Source organism: Nocardia sp. NPDC051321, from assembly GCF_044455225.1.
In the GTDB taxonomy this organism is placed as follows: domain Bacteria; phylum Actinomycetota; class Actinomycetes; order Mycobacteriales; family Mycobacteriaceae; genus Nocardia.
In genome coordinates this window covers 269,793-291,260 of record NZ_JBITEM010000004.1, presented here as the reverse complement: position 1 = coordinate 291,260, position 21,468 = coordinate 269,793, and the positions used below count along the sequence as shown (strand labels likewise).

17 protein-coding genes are annotated in these 21,468 nt (G+C 67.4%); 9 read left to right on the top strand and 8 right to left on the bottom strand.

Translation table 11 applies throughout. From position 1 onward, the window contains the following. The first annotated feature begins 41 nt into the window (after nt 1-41). Together ACIA8C_RS10960 and ACIA8C_RS10955 are read left to right on the top strand one after the other, a co-directional pair. Nucleotides 42-2,777 carry a transglycosylase domain-containing protein gene (locus ACIA8C_RS10960; protein WP_397133281.1) on the top strand — a complete coding sequence of 912 codons (2,736 nt, stop codon included), beginning with the start codon at nt 42-44 and terminating at the stop codon, nt 2,775-2,777. Between the two features lie 202 nt (nt 2,778-2,979). Then, nucleotides 2,980-4,770 carry a glycosyltransferase family 87 protein gene (locus ACIA8C_RS10955; RefSeq protein ID WP_397133809.1) on the top strand — a complete coding sequence of 597 codons (1,791 nt, stop codon included), beginning with the start codon at nt 2,980-2,982 and terminating at the stop codon, nt 4,768-4,770. Here ACIA8C_RS10955 and ACIA8C_RS10950 read toward each other — a convergent pair. Beyond that, complete coding sequence (locus ACIA8C_RS10950; protein ID WP_397133279.1) at nt 4,752-6,380, bottom strand: TerD family protein; 1,629 nt, start codon at nt 6,378-6,380, stop codon at nt 4,752-4,754. The genes ACIA8C_RS10955 and ACIA8C_RS10950 overlap by 19 nt on opposite strands. A 31-nt stretch (nt 6,381-6,411) precedes the next feature. Further along, nucleotides 6,412-7,836, bottom strand: coding sequence for a TerD family protein (locus ACIA8C_RS10945; RefSeq protein ID WP_397133277.1), 1,425 nt, complete (start codon nt 7,834-7,836; stop codon nt 6,412-6,414). A gap of 183 nt (nt 7,837-8,019) precedes the next feature. Here ACIA8C_RS10945 and ACIA8C_RS10940 point away from each other — a divergent pair, with 183 nt between their 5' ends. The 4 genes from ACIA8C_RS10940 to ACIA8C_RS10925 all read left to right on the top strand — a co-directional run bounded on the left by ACIA8C_RS10940 (nt 8,020) and on the right by ACIA8C_RS10925 (nt 10,968). Next, a complete protein-coding gene (locus tag ACIA8C_RS10940; RefSeq protein WP_397133275.1) occupies nt 8,020-8,643 on the top strand; it encodes an AIM24 family protein in 624 nt (207 codons plus the stop codon). Nucleotides 8,644-8,653: 10 nt separating this feature from the next. Beyond that, nucleotides 8,654-9,349, top strand: a complete 696-nt coding sequence (locus ACIA8C_RS10935; RefSeq protein ID WP_397133273.1) for an AIM24 family protein — start codon at nt 8,654-8,656, stop codon at nt 9,347-9,349. Between the two features lie 2 nt (nt 9,350-9,351). After that, nucleotides 9,352-10,116: an AIM24 family protein gene (locus ACIA8C_RS10930; protein ID WP_397133806.1), complete on the top strand. Its 765-nt coding sequence runs from the start codon at nt 9,352-9,354 to the stop codon at nt 10,114-10,116. 108 nt (nt 10,117-10,224) lie between these two features. After that, nucleotides 10,225-10,968: a hypothetical protein gene (locus tag ACIA8C_RS10925; protein WP_397133271.1), complete on the top strand. Its 744-nt coding sequence runs from the start codon at nt 10,225-10,227 to the stop codon at nt 10,966-10,968. Here ACIA8C_RS10925 and ACIA8C_RS10920 read toward each other — a convergent pair whose 3' ends face one another. The 5 genes from ACIA8C_RS10920 to ACIA8C_RS10900 form a co-directional block, all read right to left on the bottom strand. Beyond that, nucleotides 10,969-11,892 (bottom strand): NAD-dependent epimerase/dehydratase family protein, encoded by a 924-nt coding sequence (locus tag ACIA8C_RS10920; RefSeq protein ID WP_397133269.1) that lies wholly within the window; start codon nt 11,890-11,892, stop codon nt 10,969-10,971. Nucleotides 11,893-11,963: 71 nt separating this feature from the next. Continuing rightward, on the bottom strand, nt 11,964-12,809 hold the full coding sequence (locus tag ACIA8C_RS10915) for an HAD family hydrolase (protein ID WP_397133267.1): 846 nt from the start codon (nt 12,807-12,809) through the stop codon (nt 11,964-11,966). Continuing rightward, nucleotides 12,806-15,292 (bottom strand): phosphoribosyltransferase, encoded by a 2,487-nt coding sequence (locus ACIA8C_RS10910; RefSeq protein WP_397133265.1) that lies wholly within the window; start codon nt 15,290-15,292, stop codon nt 12,806-12,808. The genes ACIA8C_RS10915 and ACIA8C_RS10910 overlap by 4 nt, the downstream gene beginning before the upstream one ends. Beyond that, a complete protein-coding gene (locus ACIA8C_RS10905) occupies nt 15,289-16,503 on the bottom strand; it encodes an HpcH/HpaI aldolase/citrate lyase family protein (protein ID WP_397133263.1) in 1,215 nt (404 codons plus the stop codon). Before ACIA8C_RS10905 ends, ACIA8C_RS10910 begins: the two co-directional genes overlap by 4 nt. Before the next feature lie 13 nt (nt 16,504-16,516). Then, nucleotides 16,517-17,734 carry a hypothetical protein gene (locus ACIA8C_RS10900; protein ID WP_397133261.1) on the bottom strand — a complete coding sequence of 406 codons (1,218 nt, stop codon included), beginning with the start codon at nt 17,732-17,734 and terminating at the stop codon, nt 16,517-16,519. A 145-nt stretch (nt 17,735-17,879) separates the two neighbouring features. Here ACIA8C_RS10900 and ACIA8C_RS10895 point away from each other — a divergent pair, with 145 nt between their 5' ends. From ACIA8C_RS10895 to ACIA8C_RS10885, 3 genes are all read left to right on the top strand, one after another. Continuing rightward, a complete protein-coding gene (locus tag ACIA8C_RS10895; RefSeq protein WP_396995065.1) occupies nt 17,880-18,455 on the top strand; it encodes a TerD family protein in 576 nt (191 codons plus the stop codon). Between the two features lie 221 nt (nt 18,456-18,676). Beyond that, nucleotides 18,677-19,777: a DUF475 domain-containing protein gene (locus ACIA8C_RS10890; RefSeq protein WP_397133259.1), complete on the top strand. Its 1,101-nt coding sequence runs from the start codon at nt 18,677-18,679 to the stop codon at nt 19,775-19,777. Between the two features lie 106 nt (nt 19,778-19,883). After that, nucleotides 19,884-20,507, top strand: a complete 624-nt coding sequence (locus ACIA8C_RS10885) for a Tellurium resistance (RefSeq protein WP_396995063.1) — start codon at nt 19,884-19,886, stop codon at nt 20,505-20,507. Between the two features lies 1 nt (nt 20,508). Here ACIA8C_RS10885 and ACIA8C_RS10880 read toward each other — a convergent pair whose 3' ends face one another. Further along, nucleotides 20,509-21,408 (bottom strand): DMT family transporter, encoded by a 900-nt coding sequence (locus ACIA8C_RS10880; RefSeq protein ID WP_397133257.1) that lies wholly within the window; start codon nt 21,406-21,408, stop codon nt 20,509-20,511. Nucleotides 21,409-21,468: the final 60 nt, after the last annotated feature.

The window sequence follows — 21,468 nt, the reverse complement described above, 5'->3', positions numbered from 1 at the left end:
GTCGAGCTGACCGCCCCGAGCCATCCGCAACGTTACGAGTTATGGAGATCTTGTCAGTGAATTCGCCCTACGAGACTTCCCCTTACGGCGATGAACCGCACGGCGGCCGTCCTCCACGGAGTTCACAGCCTGGTCCCAATCCGTATCAGAATCCACGCCCCGGCCCGCCGCCCGGCGCCCGGCCCGGGCCGCCCCCGCCGCAGCGCCCCGCTCCCTACCCCGGGGAACTTCGTGGCCCGCAGCCGCAGCGTCGTCCAGGACCGCCCCCGCCGCAGCAGCGGCCGCCGCAGGGCAGGCCGAACCCGGCACCGCCGCCCGGCGCGCAGGCAACCCAGAAGATCGAGCGGAATTCGCTGACCGACGCCGTCGCCGAGCGCGGCAGGCGTGGTGGCCCGCCCACCGGTCCGCGGCCGACCGCCGACCGGGCCCGCCGCGTCGGCGACCCGGGCAACGGCACCGGCGAACGCAGGCAGACCGCGGGTGGACCGCCATCCGGCCCGCCCCCGCGCCGCAACGGCGGCAGCGGCGGCGATGGTTCCGGCCCGGGCAAGCGCAAGCCCGGCGCGAAGAAGAAATCGCCGTGGCGAATCGTGCGCCGGGTCATCTACGTGATGATGGCCATGGCCATCCTGATACCCAGTGGCGTCTTCCTCATCGCGTACACGACTGTTTCGGTACCCAAGCCCGGTGACCTCAAAACCAATCAGGTCGCGACCATTCTTGCCTCCGACGGCGAATCGGTGATCAGCAAAGTCGTTCCGCCGGAAGGCAACCGGACCGACGTCACGATCGAGCAGATCCCGGCGCACGTCCGCAACGCGGTGATCGCCGCCGAAGACCGGGACTTCTACTCCAACCCCGGCTTCTCGATCTCCGGCTTCGCGCGCGCCGCACGAGACAATGTCCTCGGCAAGGAAAGCGCCGGTGGTGGTTCCACGATCACCCAGCAGTACGTGAAGAACGCACTGGTCGGTGACGAACGCTCGCTCACCCGCAAGCTGCACGAGCTGGTCATCTCGGCCAAGATGGCGCGCCAGTGGAGCAAGGAAGACATCCTCGCCGCGTACCTGAACACCATCTATTTCGGTCGCGGCGCCTACGGCATCGACGCCGCCGCCAAGGCCTACTTCGAAAAGCCGGTGACGGAACTGACCGCCGCGGAGGGCGCGGTGCTCGCCGCCACCATCCAGCAGCCGTCCGGCCTGGACCCGGAGAAGAACCCGGAGGGCGCGAAGACCCGCTGGAACTACGTGCTCGACGGCATGGTCGCCGGCGGCAACCTGCCCGCCGCCGAACGGCAGGGCATGCAGTACCCGCGCGTCGCCCCGGTGTCGACCACCAAGGACAAGACCCTGGACACCGGTCCGGAGGGCTTGATCAAGACGCAGGTGCTCAAAGAGCTGTCCGCAGAAGGCATCAGCGAGCAGCAGATGAACCAGGCGGGCCTGTCGATCACCACCACGATCGACCCGAAGGCGCAGAAGGCGGCCGTCGACGCGGCGCAGAAGAAGATGCAGGGCGAGCCGGAGAAGCTGCGTGCCGCGGTCGTCTCGGTGGATCCGAAGACCGGCGGGGTGCGTGCCTACTACGGCGGTGAGGACGGCCAGGGCTGGGATTACGCCAACGCCGGCCTGCAGCCGGGCTCGTCGTTCAAGGTGTTCGGTCTCGCGGCGAATCTCGAACAGGGCGTTCCGCTTTCGCAGATGTACGACAGCTCGCCGGTCACCGTCAATGGCATCAAGATCACCAATGTCGAGGGTGAAGGGTGCGGCACCTGCACCATCGCCGAGGCACTCAAGCGGTCGCTGAACACCAGCTTCTACCGCATGGAAGTCGACATGGGCAACGGGCCAAAGAAGATCGCCGACATGGCGCACAAGCTCGGCATCCCGGAGAACATTCCCGGCGTCGGCCCGTCGCTCACCGAGTCGGACGGCAGCGGCCCCAACAACGGCATCGTGCTCGGTCAGTATCAGTCGCGTCCGCTCGACATGGCTTCCGCCTACGCCACTTTGGCGGCCTCGGGCATCTATCACAAACCGCATTTCGTGCAGAAGGTGGTCGCCGCGGACGGCACAGTGATGCTCGATCGCGGTGAGGTGGCGGGCGAGAAGCGGGTCGACGCCGCGGTGGCCGACAACGCCACCGACGCGATGAAGCCCATCGCGGCGTGGTCGCGAAACCACAACCTGGCGGGCGGCCGCGAGTCGGCCACCAAGACCGGTACCGCCCAGCTCCTCGATACCGGCGAGAACAAGGACGCCTGGATGGTCGGCTACACGCCGTCGCTGTCCACCGCGGTATGGGTGGGTGCCGTCGACAGCACGGCGCTGCGTAACTACCAGGGCGGCATGATCTACGGCTCCGGTCTGCCGTCCGACATCTGGAAATCCACCATGGACGGTGCGCTGGAGGGCACGAAGAACGAGACCTTCCCGAAGCCCGCCCCGATCAAGGGCCAGGCCGGTGTGCCCGCGTACTCGGCTCCGTTCACTCCGCCGTCGACCACCGAGGCGCCGCCGCTGATCCCGCCGATCATGCTGCCGCCGCAGATCGACACCCCGTTCGGCCCGATCCAGATTCCCGGAGCCCAGCCGCGGCCACAGGCGCAGCAGCAACCGCAACAGCAGCAACAGCGCGAAGACGGCCCGACGCCGCTGCCCGGCCAGCCGATGGCGACGACCGAGGCGCCGAGCGGCGCGCCTCGGCCAGGCACCAACGGATACACCAATCAGGGCGAAACCACCGGAGCTCCACCCACCACCCGCAGCAGGTAGCCCGACCCTGCGGCACCTGGCCGAATCCGGCACGGTGTCGCACGGTCGCGGTAAAACGCCTGCGGAAGCGTAATCCGCACTGCGCGTACCGTCGCCACCCAGCCGAGTGGGGACCACGCGATCCGAACCCATAGCCGAACTCAAGGTAGCGTCGGGTGCCGTGACCGAGCAGGAACTGGTGGACCAGCGAACGAACGGGAGCGTGCCGCAAACGGGTGGGGCGTCTTCCGGGGGTGCGCACTACGTCGCGCCCGGGCCGCTCGCGCCGGATCTGCGGTCGGCCGACGCACGGGATCGGCCAAGTCGCAATGATTCGCTCACCGCGCAGTTGTCCACCGTCATCGGGGGGCCGGTCGGTGAGCATGCGCTGATCGGGCGGGTGCGATTCTGGACGCCGATGCGGGTGCTGCTGGCGTTCACGGTGGTGTTCCTCGCGTTCGGCTGGTTCGGCAAGGCGGGCTGCATTCAGCAGACCGGCGCGGACGGGTCGCTCTCGCTCGACTGGAACAACGGCCGCCAATACGTGGCGATGTGCTACTCGGACACGGTGCCGCTGTACGGCGCGGAACGGTTGAACGAGGGCGCCTTCCCGTACAAGAAGGACTGGACCGAACAGACATCGGACGGTGGCCGGGAAACCAGGTACATGGAGTATCCGGTGTTATCCGGTCTGTACCAATACCTTTCGATGCGGATCGCCAAAGCCTGGGATGCTTCGCCGCTGCCCGGCGCGCTGCAGGTGGTGATCTACTTCAACGTCGTCGCGTTCGGCCTCGCGCTGGCCTGGCTGGTCACCGTGTGGGCGACGGCGCAGCTGGCCGGGCGCCGGGTGTGGGACGCGGCGCTGGTCGCCTGCTCGCCGCTGGTGATCGTGCACATCTTCACCAATTTCGACGCGCTGGCAACGGCTTTGGCCGCGACCGGCCTGCTCGCCTGGGCGCGCAAACGCCCGGTGCTCGCGGGCCTGCTGCTCGGCCTCGGCGGCGCCGCCAAGCTGTATCCGCTGCTGCTGCTCGGCCCGATCGTGGTGCTGTGCCTGCGCGCCGATCCGATGCAGCGGCTGCCGAGCACCCGGCTCGGGCTGCGCCTGCGCGATATCGACGGCTTGGCGACGGCGCGGGACTGGCTCCGCGAAACCCCGTATCGCATCCACTTACTCAGCACCAGGCCGCTGGGCGCCGCCGCCGTGACGGTCGGGGCCGCGCTTGGCACCTGGCTGGTGGTGAACCTGCCCATCGCCGCGCTGTATCCGAACGGGTGGCGGGAATTCTTCCGGCTCAACACCTCCCGGCACGCCGACCCGGACTCGATCTACAACGTGATCACCTCGTTCACCGGCTGGCCCGGTTTTGACGGGACGCTCAGCCACGAGCAACAGCCGGTCATCCTGAACGCGGTGTCGCTGCTGGTCTTCGTCGCCGCGTGCGCGGTGATCGGCTACATCGCGCTCACCGCGCCGCAACGCCCACGGCTCGCACAGCTGTGCTTCCTGGTGGTGGCCGCGTTCCTGCTGACGAACAAGGTGTGGAGCCCGCAGTATTCGCTGTGGCTGGTGCCGATCGCCGTGCTCGCGCTGCCGCACCGGCGCATCCTGTTGGCCTGGATGACGATCGACGCGCTGGTCTGGGCGCCGCGAATGTTCTACTACCTCGGCCTCGACAAGAAGGGCCTGCCCGAGCAGTGGTTCACCGGCACCGTGGTGCTGCGCGACCTCGCGGTGATCGCGTTGTGCGCCTTGATCGTTCGGCAGATCTACCGGCCCGGCGAGGATCTGGTGCGCCGCGACTACGTCGACGACCCGGTCGGCGGCGTCGTCGACCGGGCCCCGGATCCGTTGCTGCCCTGGCTGCCCGAGCTGCTGCGGCCCCGGGTGGCACCGACCCGCGAGTGGCACTCGCAGGTCGGCGAGAGCGTCCGGCCCGGAGGCGGCAGCGCGGGTAACCGCGCGGGGGTAGCGAACGCCGCAGATCCGAATCAGTGGGTGCGCAGATAACGCGCTAGCAGCGCCGGTTCCTGGGGCAGCAGGTCGAGGTCCAGCTGCCACGGGCTGCCGGTCCACGGATCGAACAGCGGGGTACCGTCGATGGTCGGCAGGTGCCTGCAGGACTGAGAAAGCATCGCCACGGTGCTGTCGTCCGAGTCGGATTCGTCGCTGCCGATGATCACCGTCGACAGCCCGATCAGGTCGCCGCGCATGATCAGCGAACCGATCCGCTGCGCGTCCGAACTCTGGTAGCCGTGCGGGAAATCGGCGGCGATCAGGATCCGATGCTCGGTGGGCGGACTGCCCATGCCGCTGGTGAAGGCCAATTCGGCCAGCTCGGCGGCCTGCACCAGGGCCTGCAACCGCGCCGAGATGTCGGCGTGGTCGGTGACCGGCGGTCCGTTCAGCACCGGCGCGAGCAGTCCGGTGAAGCCGCTGAACGCCCCGGTCAGATCGATGATGTCGACCAGGGTGCGCCGACCTGGTGCCGAGGTGAGCAGCCGCGCGAGCAGCGCGCCCACCACCGGCGCGACCGCGCGGGTGGACTCGGTGTCGATCCACAGCGGCCGATTCAGCGGTACCGGAACGCAATACGGCACCCGCAGCGTCCCGCGTTCGCGGGCGTACAGCTCGCCGAGCCGGATACCGTCGCTCGGCCGGATCGGCTTGTCCCAGGCCGGTGAGTCCCAGGACGCCAGCGCAGGCGGCAGCATCAGGTCGGCATCGGCGAGCTCGCGCACCAGCTGTGCGCTGTCGCGCTGATGGTTGCTTTCGGCGGTGGCGATCAACTCCTCGCTGCGTTGCTCGGCGGCCCGGCGCGCGGCATCGGCGGCCGGGGTGTTCCGCGTCGCGGGATCCGAGACGGCGACCGACATTTCGTGATCTAGGCGCTTGGCCGCGTAGTCGCGGGCGGAGACCAGCGCGGCGGCCGAGCGGGCGGCGTCCTCGAAGATCATCCACAGGCGTTCCAGGCCGTGCCCGACTTCCAGCGGCGCCGCCCCGGCGGAGCGGGCGTCGCTCGCCATCGGCCCGGCCATGGTGTGCACGCCGGGGCCTGGCTGCCTGGTGGCGCTCGGCTGCGGCACGTCGCCGGTCTGTGCCGCCGAACCGGTTTGCGCCGACGGGTCCGCGGGATCGTCCTCGACCTCGACGCCGTGCGCGGTCAGCAGCACCCCGAGACCGCCGGAGTAGCCCTGGCCGACGGCGCGCAACCGCCAGTCGGTGCCGCGGCGGTACACCTCCAGACAGATCAGGGCCGCCTCGCCGGACGACGGCGTGATCACGAATTCCGCTGCTAGCTGCTCGTTTTCGGACAGCGTCGCGGTAATGGTGCCGAGGCCGCCAGGCCGGCCCGGCACGGCCGGGTCGGCACTGACAACCAGCAGCACCGACTTGGCGTCGCCGCGCACCTCGGGCAGCGTGACGGTCACCTGGTCCGCGTCCAGCCGCACGCCCTGGGCGCTCGGCTGGTTGTAGAAGACGAAATCGTCCGGACTGAACACCTTGAGGTTCTCCGCCACGACCAGCGCCGAAACATCCAGCGCCGCCTCGGCTTTCGCCCCGAACCGAACGACATCACCGGTCAGCGGCATGTTCTGACCGGGCTTCAGTTGAATCACGTTGTCTGCCTTGCTGTTCGCGTCACCTCGATCAAGCGTGCTGCAGAAACCGGCCGAGGTGGGGCACGGCTTCGCCGGGGTGCTTGGCCGCGAAGCCCTCGCCGATCGCCTGCAGCTTCCAGTCGTTGCCGACCCGGAACACCTTGGCCATCGCCATCGCGGTGAACGGCATGCCGCCGGCCAGTGTGTACCTGGCCAATTCGGCGTTGTTGGTGCCATCGACCAAGCGGCAGAACGCATTCTGGATCTGCTCGAAGGTGTGACCCTTGTAGGAGGTCACGATGAACACCAGCGTGCTCACGTGCGCCGGAATGCGGGTGAGATCGACCAGGATCACCTCGTCGTCGCCCTCGCCCTCACCGGTGAGGTTGTCACCCTGGTGCCGGATCGAGCCGTCCTTGGAGGTCAGCTGGCCGTAGTAGGCGACATCCACCGGGTTGGAGTCGGCGAACATCACCACCGACGCGTCGAGATCCACGTCGACGGTGCGGTTGCCGAACATGCCACGGTTCTTCACCGGATCCCAGCCGAGACCCATCTTGACGAAGGTCAGCGCGGCGCCACCCTCCTTGCGCAGGGTGACCCGCTGGCCCTTGGTCAGGCTGACCGGGCGGTCCTTACTCAGGCTCACCTCGGCGGGCGGCTGCTGCGGCACCGGCTGCCCCGGCGGCGGATAACCGCTCTGCGCGGGCGGCGGATAACCACCTTGCGCGGGCGGCGGGTAACCACCGGGGCCGGGCGGGGGCGGGTAGCCGGGGCCGGGCGGGGGGTAACCGGGTCCGGGCGGCGGGTAGCCACCGGTCGGCGCACCCTGCGGATTCTGGTACGCGGGCGGCGGGTAGTTCGGCGCGGGCTGCGTCGGGTAGGCCGGGGGCTGCTGGGCCGGGTAGGCGGGCGGCGGTGGCGCGGACTGCTGGACGGGCGGCGCCTGCTGCGTCGGCTGGGCCGGCGAGTCGTCGACCGTCACGCCGTGGTCGGTGACCAGCGCGGCGAAACCACCCGCGTACCCCTGCCCGACGGCGCGCACCTTCCAGCTGCCCTGGCGGCGGTACAGCTCGAGCGCGATCACGATCGACTCGGTGCTCAAACCCTCGATCTGGTACTCGAACAACCGGTTACCGGTCGCGTCCGACACGATCGCGGTCGGCGCGGGGAACCGGCCGAAGTTGCTGCTCGCGTCGTCGAGGGTGATCACCGCGCGGATCTGCGCGATATCGGCGGGCACCGCGTTCAGCGACACCGCAAGCGAGGCGGGCTGCCCGGCGGGCGCGGGCTGCAAGTTGACCCCGGGTCCGCTCGGCTGATTGAAGAAGACGAAGTCCGCGTCGGTACGGACCTTGCCCTGTTCGGTGACCAATAGTGCGGACAGATCCGCGGGCGCCGTGAGCTGGATGGAGACCACCACGTCGTTCGTGGCCAGCGGACCGTTTTGGCCCTTGGCGAGTGTTGCGGACAAGTTAGACCCTTCGCTTGTCGGTGCTTTCGAATGCCACTCTACGAGAAACGCCCGGGTGCCGGTTCCGGTAAACGAGTCGATGAACCCCGGCAGTTCTTGGGGGCCATCAGTTAATGTGACGACACGCAGTTGGAATGTGGCGGTTTTCCATGTTCCCATCGAGACAGCAGGCAGCACACCCGCATGGCGCAACTGTTCGAACAATCCAAGAAGGTGATCGAGGCGCATCTCGCCGGGACCAGTCTCCGCTCGATTTCCGGCTCGATGGTCGCTTACGAAGGCAACGTGCAGTTCAAGGCCGCCGGTTTCGGCGGCGGCGATGGCGTGCTCGCCGGGCTCAAGCGCCGCGCGACGGGCGAGAAACTCGCCCTGATGGAATGCTCCGGCAACGGCCGGGTGTTCTTCGCGGTGAACGGCCAGCACGTCACCGTGGTCAACCTCGACAACGAGACGTTGCAGGTGGAATCCCAGCAACTGCTCGCGTTCGCCGGAAATCTGCGCACCGACGTCCGGTTCGCCGGGCTGCGCGGGGCGTCGACCGGGGCGGGCTTGTTCACCACGACGGTAACCGGACAGGGGCAGGTCGCGCTGCTCTCGGCGGGCGGACCGCTGATCCACCTCGAGGTGTCGCCGCAGTACCCACTGGTGGTCGACCCGGACGCGTTCGTCGCGGCGCGCGGCAACCTCAATCAGTCCTTCGTCACCGACGTCTCGTGGCGCACACTGGTCGGCCAGGACGCAGGCGAGGCGTTCTCGCTGCGCTGGGACGGCCACGGCGTGGTCTTGATCCAGCCTGCGGAACGGTAAGGGCGAGCGGATGTTCGAGAAAGTCAACGGCAAAGTAGTCAAGGTCAATGTCGGAATGGCGGGCGGGGTGGCCGCCCGCACCGGCGCGATGCTGTTCTATACCGGCGATGTTTCCTTTGCGCCGCACCAGATTCCGGGCGGCCAGGGCATGGGTGGCGGCGGCGGGCTGATGCGGGTGGCCGGTCGGATGATGGCGGGTGAGCACGAGCGCACCATGCTCGCGCAGGGCACCGGCGAGGTGCACTACGGGTTCGCGGGGCTGGAAGTCCATGTGGTCCAGCTGCAACCGGGTGCGACGCTGCGGGTCGAGGCTTCCCGGCTGCTGGCCAATACCGCCGGATTGCAGAGTTCCATTGTCTCGGTGATGAGTTCGGGTGGCGGAAGCGGCGGCGGGTTGATGGGTGCATTGCGCGGAGCCGCGACAGGTGCGCTGACCGGTCAGGGCATGTTCACCACGCAACTGTCCGGGCAAGGGGCCGCGGTGCTGCTCGCTCACGGCGGGTTCCTGGAACTGCCCGTTGGCGGGCCTGATCCGATCGTGGTGGACCCACAGGCGTTCGTCGCCGCATACGGAAATGTGCAGACCGAACTGAAAACGGCACTCAGCTGGCGCGACGCGGTAGGACGTGGCTCCGGCGAAGCCATGCAATTGCATTGTGTCGGACAAGGTGTCGTGTACGTGCAGGCCTCGGAAGAGAAGTTGTGAACATGCCGGAAATCCTGAATCCGATGAATCTCGGTGAGAGCGACAATCTTCCGGGAAACAGCTACGCCTACTGCATCGATCTGAACAAGCCCTGGTTCATGCGCAAAGGCGCGATGATCGCCTACTACGGCGACATGCGATTCCAGATGCTCACCCACGGCCTGCAGGGCGGGCTGTTGCACATGGTGGCGCAGCAATTCTCGGCGCCGCTGTTCACCGGCGACTACGTGGTGGCCGAGGGGCACGGGAAACTGATCATCGGCGACCGCGGCTACGACATCAATTCCTATGACCTCGAAGACAACGGCAACCTCACCATCCGCGCCGCCAACCTGCTCGCGTTCGAGCCGGGCCTGTCGCTGAACCAGTCCATCGTGCCCGGCTTTCTGACCCTGATCGGCACCGGCAAGTTCCTCGCCTCCTCCAACGGCCCGGTCATGTTCGCCGAGCCGCCGCTGCGGGTGGACCCGGAGGCCCTGGTCGGCTGGGCCGACTGCCCCTCCCCCAGCCATCACTACGACCAGCGCTGGATCTCCGGTTTCCTGGCCGCGGGCGCAGCTCGTTTCGGCGTAAACTCCGGCGAGGAACGCCAATTCGACTTCACCGGCGCGGGCACCGTGCTGATCCAATCCAGCGAGAAGGTGCTCAGCGACGCCATGCTGGTGCGCACCATCGAGGGCCAGATCCAGAGCGGCATCACCCCGACCGGCCTGCAACGCCTCCAGGGCGTCATCGCCCGGCAGCTCGGTGGTCAACAGGGCCACTGAGCCCGGCGGTCGGACCTGCGAATCCTCCCCCTGGTCATCAGTTCGGCGGACTCAGCGAGCCGCGGCACGGCGTTAGTTTTCCGGCAGGACTTCTCGCTGGGAGGCGCTATGAGTGTCGGATTGATGTTGGTCATCATCGCCGGGGCGATCGTTTTGATCGTGAAACGGTTCATGGGGGAACCGGTGGACGCGCGGGATACGTTCGTGACGCCGTTGATCCTGGTGGGAATCGGTGTATACAGCGTGACCAAGGTCGAGGACCTCAGCGGGATCGACATCGTCTGGTTGGTGATCGGCGGGGTGGTCGGCATCGCGTTCGGTGCGGTGCGTGGCACCACCACCGTGCTGTTCGAACGCGATGGGCATCTCTGGCAGCGATACACCGTGAAAACCCTTGTCGTCTGGGGGGCTTCGGTGGCGACGGGTTTCGGGGTCAGCGTGCTCGGCGCCACCATGGGGATGCATCACGATGCCAAGCCGATCACGTTGTCGATCGGTATCGGCATGCTCGGCGAGATGCTCACGCTCGGGCTGCGCGCGCTGTCCACCGGGGTTCCGTTCGCGCCGGACAAGAAGGCGGCGGCTCGGTCGAATACTTATGGTCAACGCCAAGAGGATAATTCGTACCTCGACCGTTTCCTCAACAACCTCGGGCACCCGGGGTCCGCGCAACCGCGGGACCGCGACTTCGACCCGAGCCCGCCACGCGACTGGTCCGATCAAAACCATTCCGCGTCGGCCGAGGCACGATACGACAACCGCGCCTACCGGGAGCAGCCGCGAAGCGATCGCTCGCCGACCCTGCGCGACGGCCTCGACTGGCTCAACCGGGCCCGCGACCGCAGGTCTTGATCACTGCGGGCAGCTCGGCGCCTCGGCCTGCGTCCACCCATCGCGGAGAATCGTATCGATATCGGATACTTTTGTCTCCCAATGTAATTCAGTGCGCGCCCGGCTGGTGTCGCTGACCAGCCGTGGCGGCTCAGGGGCCGCGGGAAGATGCTCGACGGAGATGGTCCGGCCGGTCAGCCGTGCGGCCGCCGCCACCAGTTCGTTGACACTGGTGCCATTCCCGCTGCCGATGTTGTATCGCAGGCACGAACCAGGGACGGGCAGGTGCGTGAGAGCTGCGGCGAAAGCTGTTGCGGCGTCATCGATATGCACATAGTCGCGAACCGCGGTGCCGTCACCGTTGATCGCCAGACAAGGACTGTCACCCGCCGCCACCGAAAGAACGCGCGGCACAATCCTGGTCGGATCCGGATCGGCGCCACCCGCAATATTGAACAGCCGTAGGACGATTGCGGACAGCCGACCGGTCGCCGCCTGTGCGGCGATCACCAATTCAGCGGCCTGCTTGCTCGCCGCGTACGGATGCGGCGGACGGTCCGGCAGGTCCTCCGACATCGGTTGCCGCTCCGGCGTGCCATAGATCGACGCGGTGGACGCGAAAACCAGCCCGCGCACCTTCGCCTCGGCCATCGCGCGCAACAGCGAGACCGTGCCGCCTGCATTGACCTCGAAATAGCGCAGCGGATCGGCGAACGATTCGCGAACGCGGGTGAGCCCGGCCAGATGGCACACCGCGTCGACCTCCTGAAGAGCCGCGGTCAGTGACTCGGTGTCGAGCAGATCGCCGACCAACACCGGCACCCCGTACGGCACGCGCGTCCGCCCGGGACGCACCAGTCCCACCACGTCATGCCCGCCAACACGCAATGCCTCGACCACGGCACCGCCCAGATATCCGTTCGCTCCCGTCACCAGTACCCGCACCGAGCTATTGTCGGCCCGGTCGCCGTTTCTGGCCTACCCGGCAGCCCGTGCGCCGGGCCAGTAATTCACGCCTATTCAGCCGTCGGCGAGCCCTTGATGAACCAGTTGATGATTTCCTCACCGGCGAGAATGCCGGTGGCACGGGTGACGGTGAGGTTCGGATGAGTCCAGTTGAGGTGTTCGAGTTCGCCGTGCCGTGGGCGGATGGCGTAGTCGGCGGCGCGCAGCATCTCGGCATCGAGTGCGCCGTCGCCTGCGGCGAAAGTACTTGCCTCGGTGGCGAGTTCACCGGAGTCGAGGAGGCGGCGGCGAACCTCTGCCACGGCGTGGCTCTTGCAGACGGCGTCGGGCATCGAGTAGATCTTGCGGCCCTGCTGGGAGGCGGACCAGCCGCGGGCCCGGCACCAGGCGTCCCACTCGGCGAGGAAGCCGGCCGGGACCTCTTTGGGGCGGACGACGAGGTAGCAGAAGAGGTCGTCGGCCTCGCGGAACTTGGTGACCCACGAATCGTCGACGCGGGTACGCAGTTCGGCGGTGACCTCGGACAGGGTCGCGCCGCCCGCGCGGACCTTGGCGTCGATGTCGATGCGCCAGCGCAGGTCGGGCACGCCGTCGACGAGGATATTGCCGCCGTTGCTGGTGATGGCGTAACGCCATGGGGCGCCGGGCAATTGGATACGATTGAACTGCTTGATGGTGCGCGTGGTGGTGGGAATGACGGCGGCGGGCTCGGTGAGGGTCTGCATGCGCAGCGCGGCGGCCGTCGTCATGAACGACAGCGGCGCGCCCTCGAGATGCTCCACGCAGACGGTCGGCACGTCGGTGTTCGCGCTGAAAGCGTTGCGCGAGTAGATCATCGTTCGATCCAGGTCGGTGGCGACCAGCGTGTGTCTTCGACGCCTGCGTAGCTCCATCATGTCTGCTGCACGTCCTTGATCAGTCCCATACACGAGTAGGCCAGGTCGGGCACGACCTCGACCGGCACGCCGCGGGCCGCGGCGAGCAGACGAATGTGCGCGTGCTCGGGCGCCTCGGCGTCGCGCACCAGCACCAGCGACGGCATCCGCCGCAACAGCACCCGGGTGGTCTCGCCGACCCCGGGCTTCACGAAATTCACACTGGCAATGCCGTATTCGGCGCGCACCTGCTCGACCGAGGCCCAGCCCGTCCAGGTCGGCCTGCGATCACTGTCCCGAATGGCCGCCACTTGCGCGGGCACCCGGTCGCGGACGGCGTCGAACGCGGCACTGACCGTGTCGAGCAGGCGCAGGGAGACGTCGTCGCCCGCCAGCTCGCGGTAGTACTTGGCGCCGTGGAACTCGCCGGGCCCGATCAACGTGTCGTTGAGCACGGTGCGCGAAACCAGGCCGGACACGGTGGAATTCAGGCAGGCCGAGGCAATCAAGAAATCGTCGCGGGTGCCATAGGTGCGCACACAATGCCCCGGATCGGCCAGCACGGCTAACTCGCCGTTGAACCGGGCGCCACCCGCCGCGTGATAGGCGTCGAGGGCCTCGCTGAGCTCCCGCGTGATCGCGCCCTTGCCGGTCCAGCCGTCCACGAACACGATCGACGCCGGGTCATGATGCCGCGCAAGGTAATCCAGTGCCACCGCGTCGATACCGCGATCGCGCACGATCGATACCGCATAGTGCGGCACCTCGAGACTCGGCAGGTCGGCGCCGCGCCCGGACCGCAGCCACCGTCGCATCAGGATGCCGATCGGCGTACCGGCGCGGGCCAGCGACACCAGCACGATGTCGTCACCGCGCTCGGCCACCACGAGTTCCGCGACGGTCGCCACGGCCAGCGCCAGCCGCTCGGCACTGTCGGCGAGCACCTCGTCGAACAGCGAACGATAGGCGGCATCCGGCTGGTATTCGATCGGCAGCGACTCCGCGTAGTGCGCGGCACCGGACTGGATGCGCCGTTCCCGGTCGGCCACGTCGGCCTCGAGGTCGACCTCGGACAGGTCCTTGAGCAGCCAGGAAACCTCCTCGGCCGCATACGATCCGAACGCGGGGCCGTGCAGCGACTCGGGCAGCGTGGTCGCGCTGCGCTCGGCGCGCAGCCTGCGCGGATCGGCGGCGGGAAGTACCGCGACAAGCACATCCGCTCCCGAGGCCGTCAGCACGTCGACGAGCCCCCCGTCCGCGACGAGTTCCGCGGTGTCGGCCGGCGGATCGATGACGACCACCAGGACCGGATCGACAGCGGCGGGCCGGACAGGCTGCTCCGACTGACCGGAGAATTCCGCCGCCCAGTGCGCGTTGTACAGATAGCGCGGCTGTTCCTGCCCGGATTCCGGTGCGGTGAAACGGAATCCGCGACGCAGCGGATAGCCGGGCTCATCCAGTACATACGCGGGCGACCGCGTGGTGGTCTGGTACCGAGTGGGCATGCCGGAATCGGCCAACTCCGCGGCCAACCGCAGCGGCAGATACATCAGCTCCTCGTGCGCGAGCACGATCACCGGCCGACCGGCGAACTCCGCGTCGAGCCGCGACCGCAGCGCGTCGTTCGCCGCACCGACGGCCGCGTCGAATGCGGTGAAGTCCGAACGCAGCACCCCGTGCCTGCCACCTTCCGGCACCGAAGCAGGCCATGGCAGATCGATCCGAGAATACGAACCACGCTGCGCGGCAACCGGGTTCAGCACGGGCTCGGGCAACTCCGCAACGGCGTCGACCAGTCCGTCCGGCAGCACGGTGTGGCCCGACGCCAAGCAGACAGTGTCGATGCTCGTGCCCAACTCCGCCGCCGCCTTGTCGAAGGCGATGCGATCCGCCGCCGAACGCATATCCACCAGCGAGGCCAGCACATATTGCGAGCGTGGCGAGAACGCGTGCAGCGCGCGAATCGCGTCCAGCGCGGTAGCGCCGGTAGAGATTTCGTCGTCGACCAGCACCAGCGGCAGATCGTTGACGAAGATATCGGCGGGCATGGGTTGCAGCTGATGCGAGGTGGCGTGCGAGTGTCCCTCCTCGAATCCGGTCAGTGTTTCCGCCGCGGCGACATCGCGCCGCGTCGAATGCAGATAGCCGACCGCATCCATCCGGGCCGCGACGCAGTGCCCGAGTCCTGTTGCGGTTTCGGCGAACCCGAGCACCAGCGCCTCGCGGCCGCCGAGCACCTCACGCACCAGATCACCGAGCCGGTCTCCGCCGTCGAGCACCACCCGAGGGTCGGTCGGCAGATGTTTGCCGAGCACCGTGGACACCAGCAGATGCACTCGCTTCGGATTACGCCGCAACCCGGGCTGAATCAGCTCCGCGATCGCCAGCTCGGCGGGCAACGCACTGTCCGGCCGGGCCACGCCGTACGACTCCTCATGATCCAGCCGCAGACCGAGATTTTTTGTCGCCCAAGGAATTCCAACAGTATCGAGCGTGGCGCTCATACCGTCACCAACGCCGTCAGCAAATCCACGAACGAAACTCCCTTGTTGGCCACACCGAACACCCGCGCCCGCAACAGCGTCTGCCGCGCCCAACTACGGTGCGGCCGCATCTCATTCATCTTGTTCCGATAGCCCGACGCCGCGACGCCGCCGACATCCACCTGCAGAATGTCCAGCGCGTCCGAATACTCCTCGTGCGTCACCACCGACAACGCGTGCACCGCCGCCACATGCGACGGATGGATCACCGTCTTGCCCTGGATCCCATTGGCCCGATCGAGAGTGATCTCCCGCAGCAGCCCGTCCAGGTCCCGGCTCACCAGGTATTGCCGGAACGGCACCGCGTCGGATTCCTCGAACGGCGCGGTGCGCAGTAACGGCCGGAACATCCGCTCGTGATCGGCGAAGTACTCCCAGACCGGCCCGGTGATCACGAACCCGGTCCCGTCCGCGCGCCCGAGGTAGTTCACGATGTCGGCGATGACATCGGCGACCACCCGCACGTCGTAGATGGTCAGGTCGCGGTCGCGCCGGATGCCGAAGGTCGAACACATGTCGGTCGCGCCGACCCGCACCGCGAGCACCCGCTCTCGATGCTCGGCCAGCAGCTCCGCGATCCGATTGAGTTCCTGGTCCCGGGTCTGCCGGTGCACCAGCCCCGCCGATTCCAGCACCGGCATCCCATAGATCGGCCGGTCGAGCAGCTGCACCGCCGCGCTCAGCGCGTTCAGATACTTCGGTCCCGTCGTGCTGTCGAACTTCGGGAAAACGAACCCGGTCAACACCGACGCACCCGCACCCAGCTGCTCCGCGATCTCGGTGATCGTGTCCGCGTCGCGCACCCGGACGAACAGCAAAGGATTCGAATCCCCGTTGGACGCAAGCAGATTCAGCGTCTCAACGGTCTGCCGCTTGGCGAACTCGACCTCGTGATCGGCGACCGCGTCCTCGAGATCGATCACCATCGAGCACACCCCGCGCTCGGCCCGTTTGCTGATGGTCGAGGCCAGGTCCGGCCGGGTGGCCGGCGCGTACAGCGTCGCGCCGAGCGCGACGGCCAGTAATTCTCGATCGGTGTAGTCGTCGCCGAACGGCTCCGGCGCCCGGTGAAACAAATTCCGTGCCTCGGGGCCGTGCAGCTGCCGGAAGTGGCGCAGCGGCATTCGCTTCCGCAGGGAAACTTCCCGCTGGACGGCGACGCCTGCGGTCATCGTTATCCCACCCTCATTCTCGTCGTGGTCCTGCTTGTTTTCTCATGCGATCCACCACCCCGGCGATGAAGTCGGTGATGGTATCCAGCTCGGCCACATAGGCCCAGTAGTCGGGATGCCGCCCCGTCAGCGTTTCGCTGATTCGATCGATCCGAGCGGCCTGCGCGTCCAGCACAGAGCCCCATTCGGTGACGAGCCCGCGACTCACCGCGAGCATTTGGGCGTCCCGCAGCCGAAATCGTACGGCCTTGGCTTTCTCTTGCGGGTCGGACCGGACTTCACGCAACGTAGCGAGCCGCTTGGTGACGGCGTCGACCTGGTGCTCGGCCTCCGTGAGATACCCGCGAGCGGATGTGGTCAGATCAAGTGCAATCTCCGGGTTGTTCTCCGCCGCTGCCGCACGCGCGCGGCCGAGGGCCGCATCCGCGGCGTCGATGGCTCGCTGACTTTCCCGCTCATTGTCAGCTAAATCCGCGGAACTCGCAGCGTTGAATTCGCGCAGCAACCCCGAGTAGGCCGGGGCCAGCCCCTCGGCCCTGGTCCGCGCCGCGGCCAGCCTGGTGCTCACCGAGGAGATCGCGGTCTTCGCGGCGGCGGCCCGAGATGGGGCCTGCGCCAACGCATCCGCCAGCCTTTTGCTGGCCGCCTCCAGCCGGTTCGCGCGTTCCCGGACCACCGCCGCCGACGCGCCCGAATCCGCGGCCGCCAATGTGATGAGAGCCTCATCCACGGCCGCGGCGTGTTCGCGCACCGACGGGTAGTTCGCGTACTCGGACTCGGCCGCCTGCCTGCGCACCCCCGCCGCCGCGATCTTCACCTGCTCGGCCAGTTGCGGCACGGTGGCGAGCACCGCGACCGCGTTCTCCAGCTGGCCCTGATTGCCGCGATAGAACTCATCGACCGCGCGGGCCGCGTCGGTCAACTGCCTGGTCACCGATTCCGCTTGCTGCGGTCCCTGCGGCAGCGGGGTTCCGTCCCGTTCGACCTGCTCGAGCTGCTCGGTCAGCGTCACATACGCCCCGGCAGCGTCGTAGCAACGACTCCGCACCGGCTCCCAGGCCACCGCCATCCGCCGGTCCGGGAACACCTGCTCGGCCGCGTGCACCGCCGCCTCGGCCGCGCTCTGGCGCTGGTCCATATCGAGGAACGCCGAGGCCAGCGACTGTCGCGCCGCGACGACCCATTCGTTGTTCCCGGCGGACCGGAACCATCCACGCCTGCGACCTACCACGCCCCGATCTTAGAGATCTCCGGTGTTCACCGGGGGTTCTGCGGGTTCCTACGCAAGTTCGCGGAAACCTACTACTGTCGTAAGGCGTACCCGGCGATTCGGACATGCTGGGAACCAATGACGGACTATTGAAAGGGAATCCCGCATGGGTGTCAGTTTGTCCAAGGGCGGCAATGTCTCGCTGACCAAGGCGGCGCCTAACCTGACCGCCGTCGCCGTCGGCCTAGGGTGGGATGTGCGGACCACCACCGGTACCGACTTCGACCTGGATGCCAGCGCGATCGCGACCGGCGCGGACAAGAAGGTGCTTTCGGACCAGCACTTCGTGTTCTTCAACAACCTGAAGTCGCCGGACGGCGCCATCGAGCACGCGGGTGACAACACCACCGGCGAGGGCGAGGGCGACGACGAGGTCATCAACGTCGACCTGGCAAACACCCCGCCGACCATCGAGAGCATCTTCTTCCCGGTCTCCATCTACGACGCCGAGACCAGGCAGCAGTCGTTCGGTCAGGTGCGCAACGCCTACATCCGCGTTGTCGACCGCAGCAACAACAACGAGCTCGCCCGCTACGACCTCACCGAGGACGCTTCGACCGAAACCGCCATGGTGTTCGGCGAGCTGTACCGCAACGGGGCCGAGTGGAAGTTCCGCGCGATCGGCCAGGGCTACGCCTCCGGACTGGCCGGGATCGCCCGCGACTACGGCGTGAACGTCTAGAGCACACTTCGAGGTTCGAAGGGGGCCCGGCAACGGGCCCCCTCGTCATGCGCCCGGGCAGCCCGGGACGACCCAGGAACGCCCGCCGCTGCGGCGGCGCGACACCGTTGGACATCCAGCGGTCCAGCGGCCACGCTGGTAAGGGCGGCGTCAGATCGGTTTCATCAAACTAGCGTTCGGACGGATTCACGTCCGGCCGACGCAAACGAAAGGTCCCCCGCGTGGTCCTGCGTATTTTCGGCATGTCAATCATCGTGACGGTGCTGTCGCTCGCCGCCGCGCTGCTCTACGGAGGACCGACCGCGCTGGCGCTGGCCGCGATCCTCGGCATCCTCGAAGTGTCGTTGTCCTTCGACAACGCCGTCATCAACGCGACCGTGCTCGAGCGGATGAGCGCGTTCTGGCAGCGCATCTTCCTCACCGTCGGCGTGCTGATCGCCGTGTTCGGTATGCGCCTGGTGTTCCCGCTGGCGATCGTCTGGGTCACCGCGGGGCTGAACCCGGTGCGCGCGTTCGATCTGGCACTCAACCCGCCCGCCGACGGCGCCTCGCATTTCGCCAACGGCGACCCGAGCTATGAGACGCTGCTCACCGACGCGCATCCGCAGATCGCGGCGTTCGGCGGCATGTTCCTGCTGCTGCTGTTCCTCAACTTCATCTTCGAGGAGCGCGACATCACCTGGCTGTCCTGGCTGGAGCGCCCGCTCGCCAAGCTGGGCAAGCTCGACATGTTCTCGGTGGTCGTCGCGGCCGTCGCGCTGGTGCTCACCGCGGAACTGATCGCGGCCGACGATGATCGCGCCACCGTCCTCGTCTCCGGCCTACTCGGCATGGTCGTCTACATCGTGGTCGACGGTCTCGGCTCGATGTTCCACACCGAGGAACACACCGAAGGCGGCCCTTCCGAGCTGGTCAAGGCGACCGGCAAGGCCGGATTCTTCCTGTTCCTCTACCTCGAGGTGCTCGACGCGTCGTTCTCCTTCGACGGCGTCATCGGCGCGTTCGCCATCACCTCCGACCCGATCGTCATCGCGCTCGGCCTCGGCCTGATCGGCGCCATGTTCGTCCGCTCGATCACCGTCTACCTGGTGCGCAAGGGCACGCTGTCGGAGTACGTGTACCTCGAGCACGGTGCGCACTGGGCGATCGGCGCGCTGGCGATCATCCTGTTCGTCTCGATCGGCGTGCACATCAACGAGATCATCACCGGCCTGGTCGGTGTCGCGTTCATCGGTGCGGCGTTCATCACCAGCGTGATTCGTAACCGGCACGAAGACGATGAAAAAGTGGACAGCGAACGAGAGCCGACCCCGGTAGGCTGATTTCGGCAAGCAAGCCGAAGACTCGTGCGGCAGCGGCCACTCCCCAGGAGGACCGCTGCCGCTCTCATATCTGTGTAATGCACACGGCCCGAGGGGGATCACGCCGATGGCGAACGACAGCAACGCCGGTGGGGTCAACCTCTCGAAGGTGACCCTGTCGAAGGCGACACCGAGCATCAACCTCACCAAACCCGGTGAGCAGCAGGGCACCATGCGGGTCAACCTGAACTGGTCCACCGGTGCCAAGGGTTTCTTCCGCCGGGCCAAGCCGGTCGATCTCGACCTCGGCTGCCTCTACGAACTGGCCAACGGCACCAAGGGTGTCGTACAGGCGATCGGCAACAACTTCGGCTCGCTCGACGCCGAGCCATACATCAAGCTGGACGGCGACGACCGCAGCGGCACCGCGACCGGCGGCGAGAACATGCACATCAATCTCGCTCGGCCCGAACTGTTCCGGCGCGTGCTGATCTTCGCCTTCATCTACGAGGGCGTGCCGAACTGGGCCGCCGCCGACGGTGTGGTCACGCTGTTCCCGACCGCCGGCCCGCAGATCGAGGTCCGCCTCGACTCCCCGGTGGACGGTGCCCGCTCCTGCGCCATCGCGCTGCTGCAGAACCAGGGCAGCGGCATCACGGTGCACCGGGAAGTGCACTACATCAACGGCGCGCAGAAAGAGATCGACGAGGCCTACCGCTGGGGCATGAACTGGCACAGCGCCCGCAAGTAGCTCAGCGCACCGCGACTACCGGACGTGGCGCGACGGTGGGTACCGCCGGCGATTTGCGCGAGGCGAAGACCAGGCCGATCAGGCCCACCGCGAGTCCGGCAATGGTCAACGGCCGCAACGGCTGATCGATCAGCACCCAGGCGAGCACCGCGGTCACCGCGGGAGTGGCGAAGAACAGTCGGCCGACCCTGTTGGCGTCCCAGCGCCGCAGCATCGAGTTCAGCAGCAGGAACACGAACATCGAGTTCACCAGCACCATCCAGGTGAGCGATCCGGCGAACCTGGTCACGTCCGTTACGTGCAGCTGACCGGTCAGCCAGGCCAGCACACCGGCGACCGGCGCACTCACCAGCACGTGCACCGCGGTCGACGCCCTGGGATCCACCTCTGGCACGAATCGCTTCTGATATACCGTGCCGATGCTCAAGCCGAGCAGCCCGATCACGCACAGCACCAAGCCGATCCGCGAAAAGTTCGATTGGTCCATGACCGCCATCGCGACACCGACCCCACCGATGCCGAAGCCGAACCACTGCCGCGCCGTGACGGTCTCGCCGAGCACCCCGGCGAATAACGCGATGACCACCGGATTCAAGCCCTGTACCAGCGCGATCACCGCGCCGGACACGTGCTCGCCCATCGCCGTGTAGAACGCGCCGAACTGCACCGCCTGCATCAGCAACCCGGCGACGGCGACGTGGCGCCACTGACGCCCGCGTGGCCACGTCGCGCGCATGGCGAAGGCATATCCGATGAGCAGGACGCCTGCGATCGCGTAGCGCGCGAACAACACCATCATCGGCGGCGCGGCACCTACGCCGATGATCCCGGCGATGAACGCGCTGCTCCACAGCACGACGAATAGCGGCTGTGCGGCCACCGACATGAACTGAGTCTTCACGGACCCTCCTGAACTAACCACCTTGGGTGGTTATTACCGTCGCAGGTAGTCGCATAACCT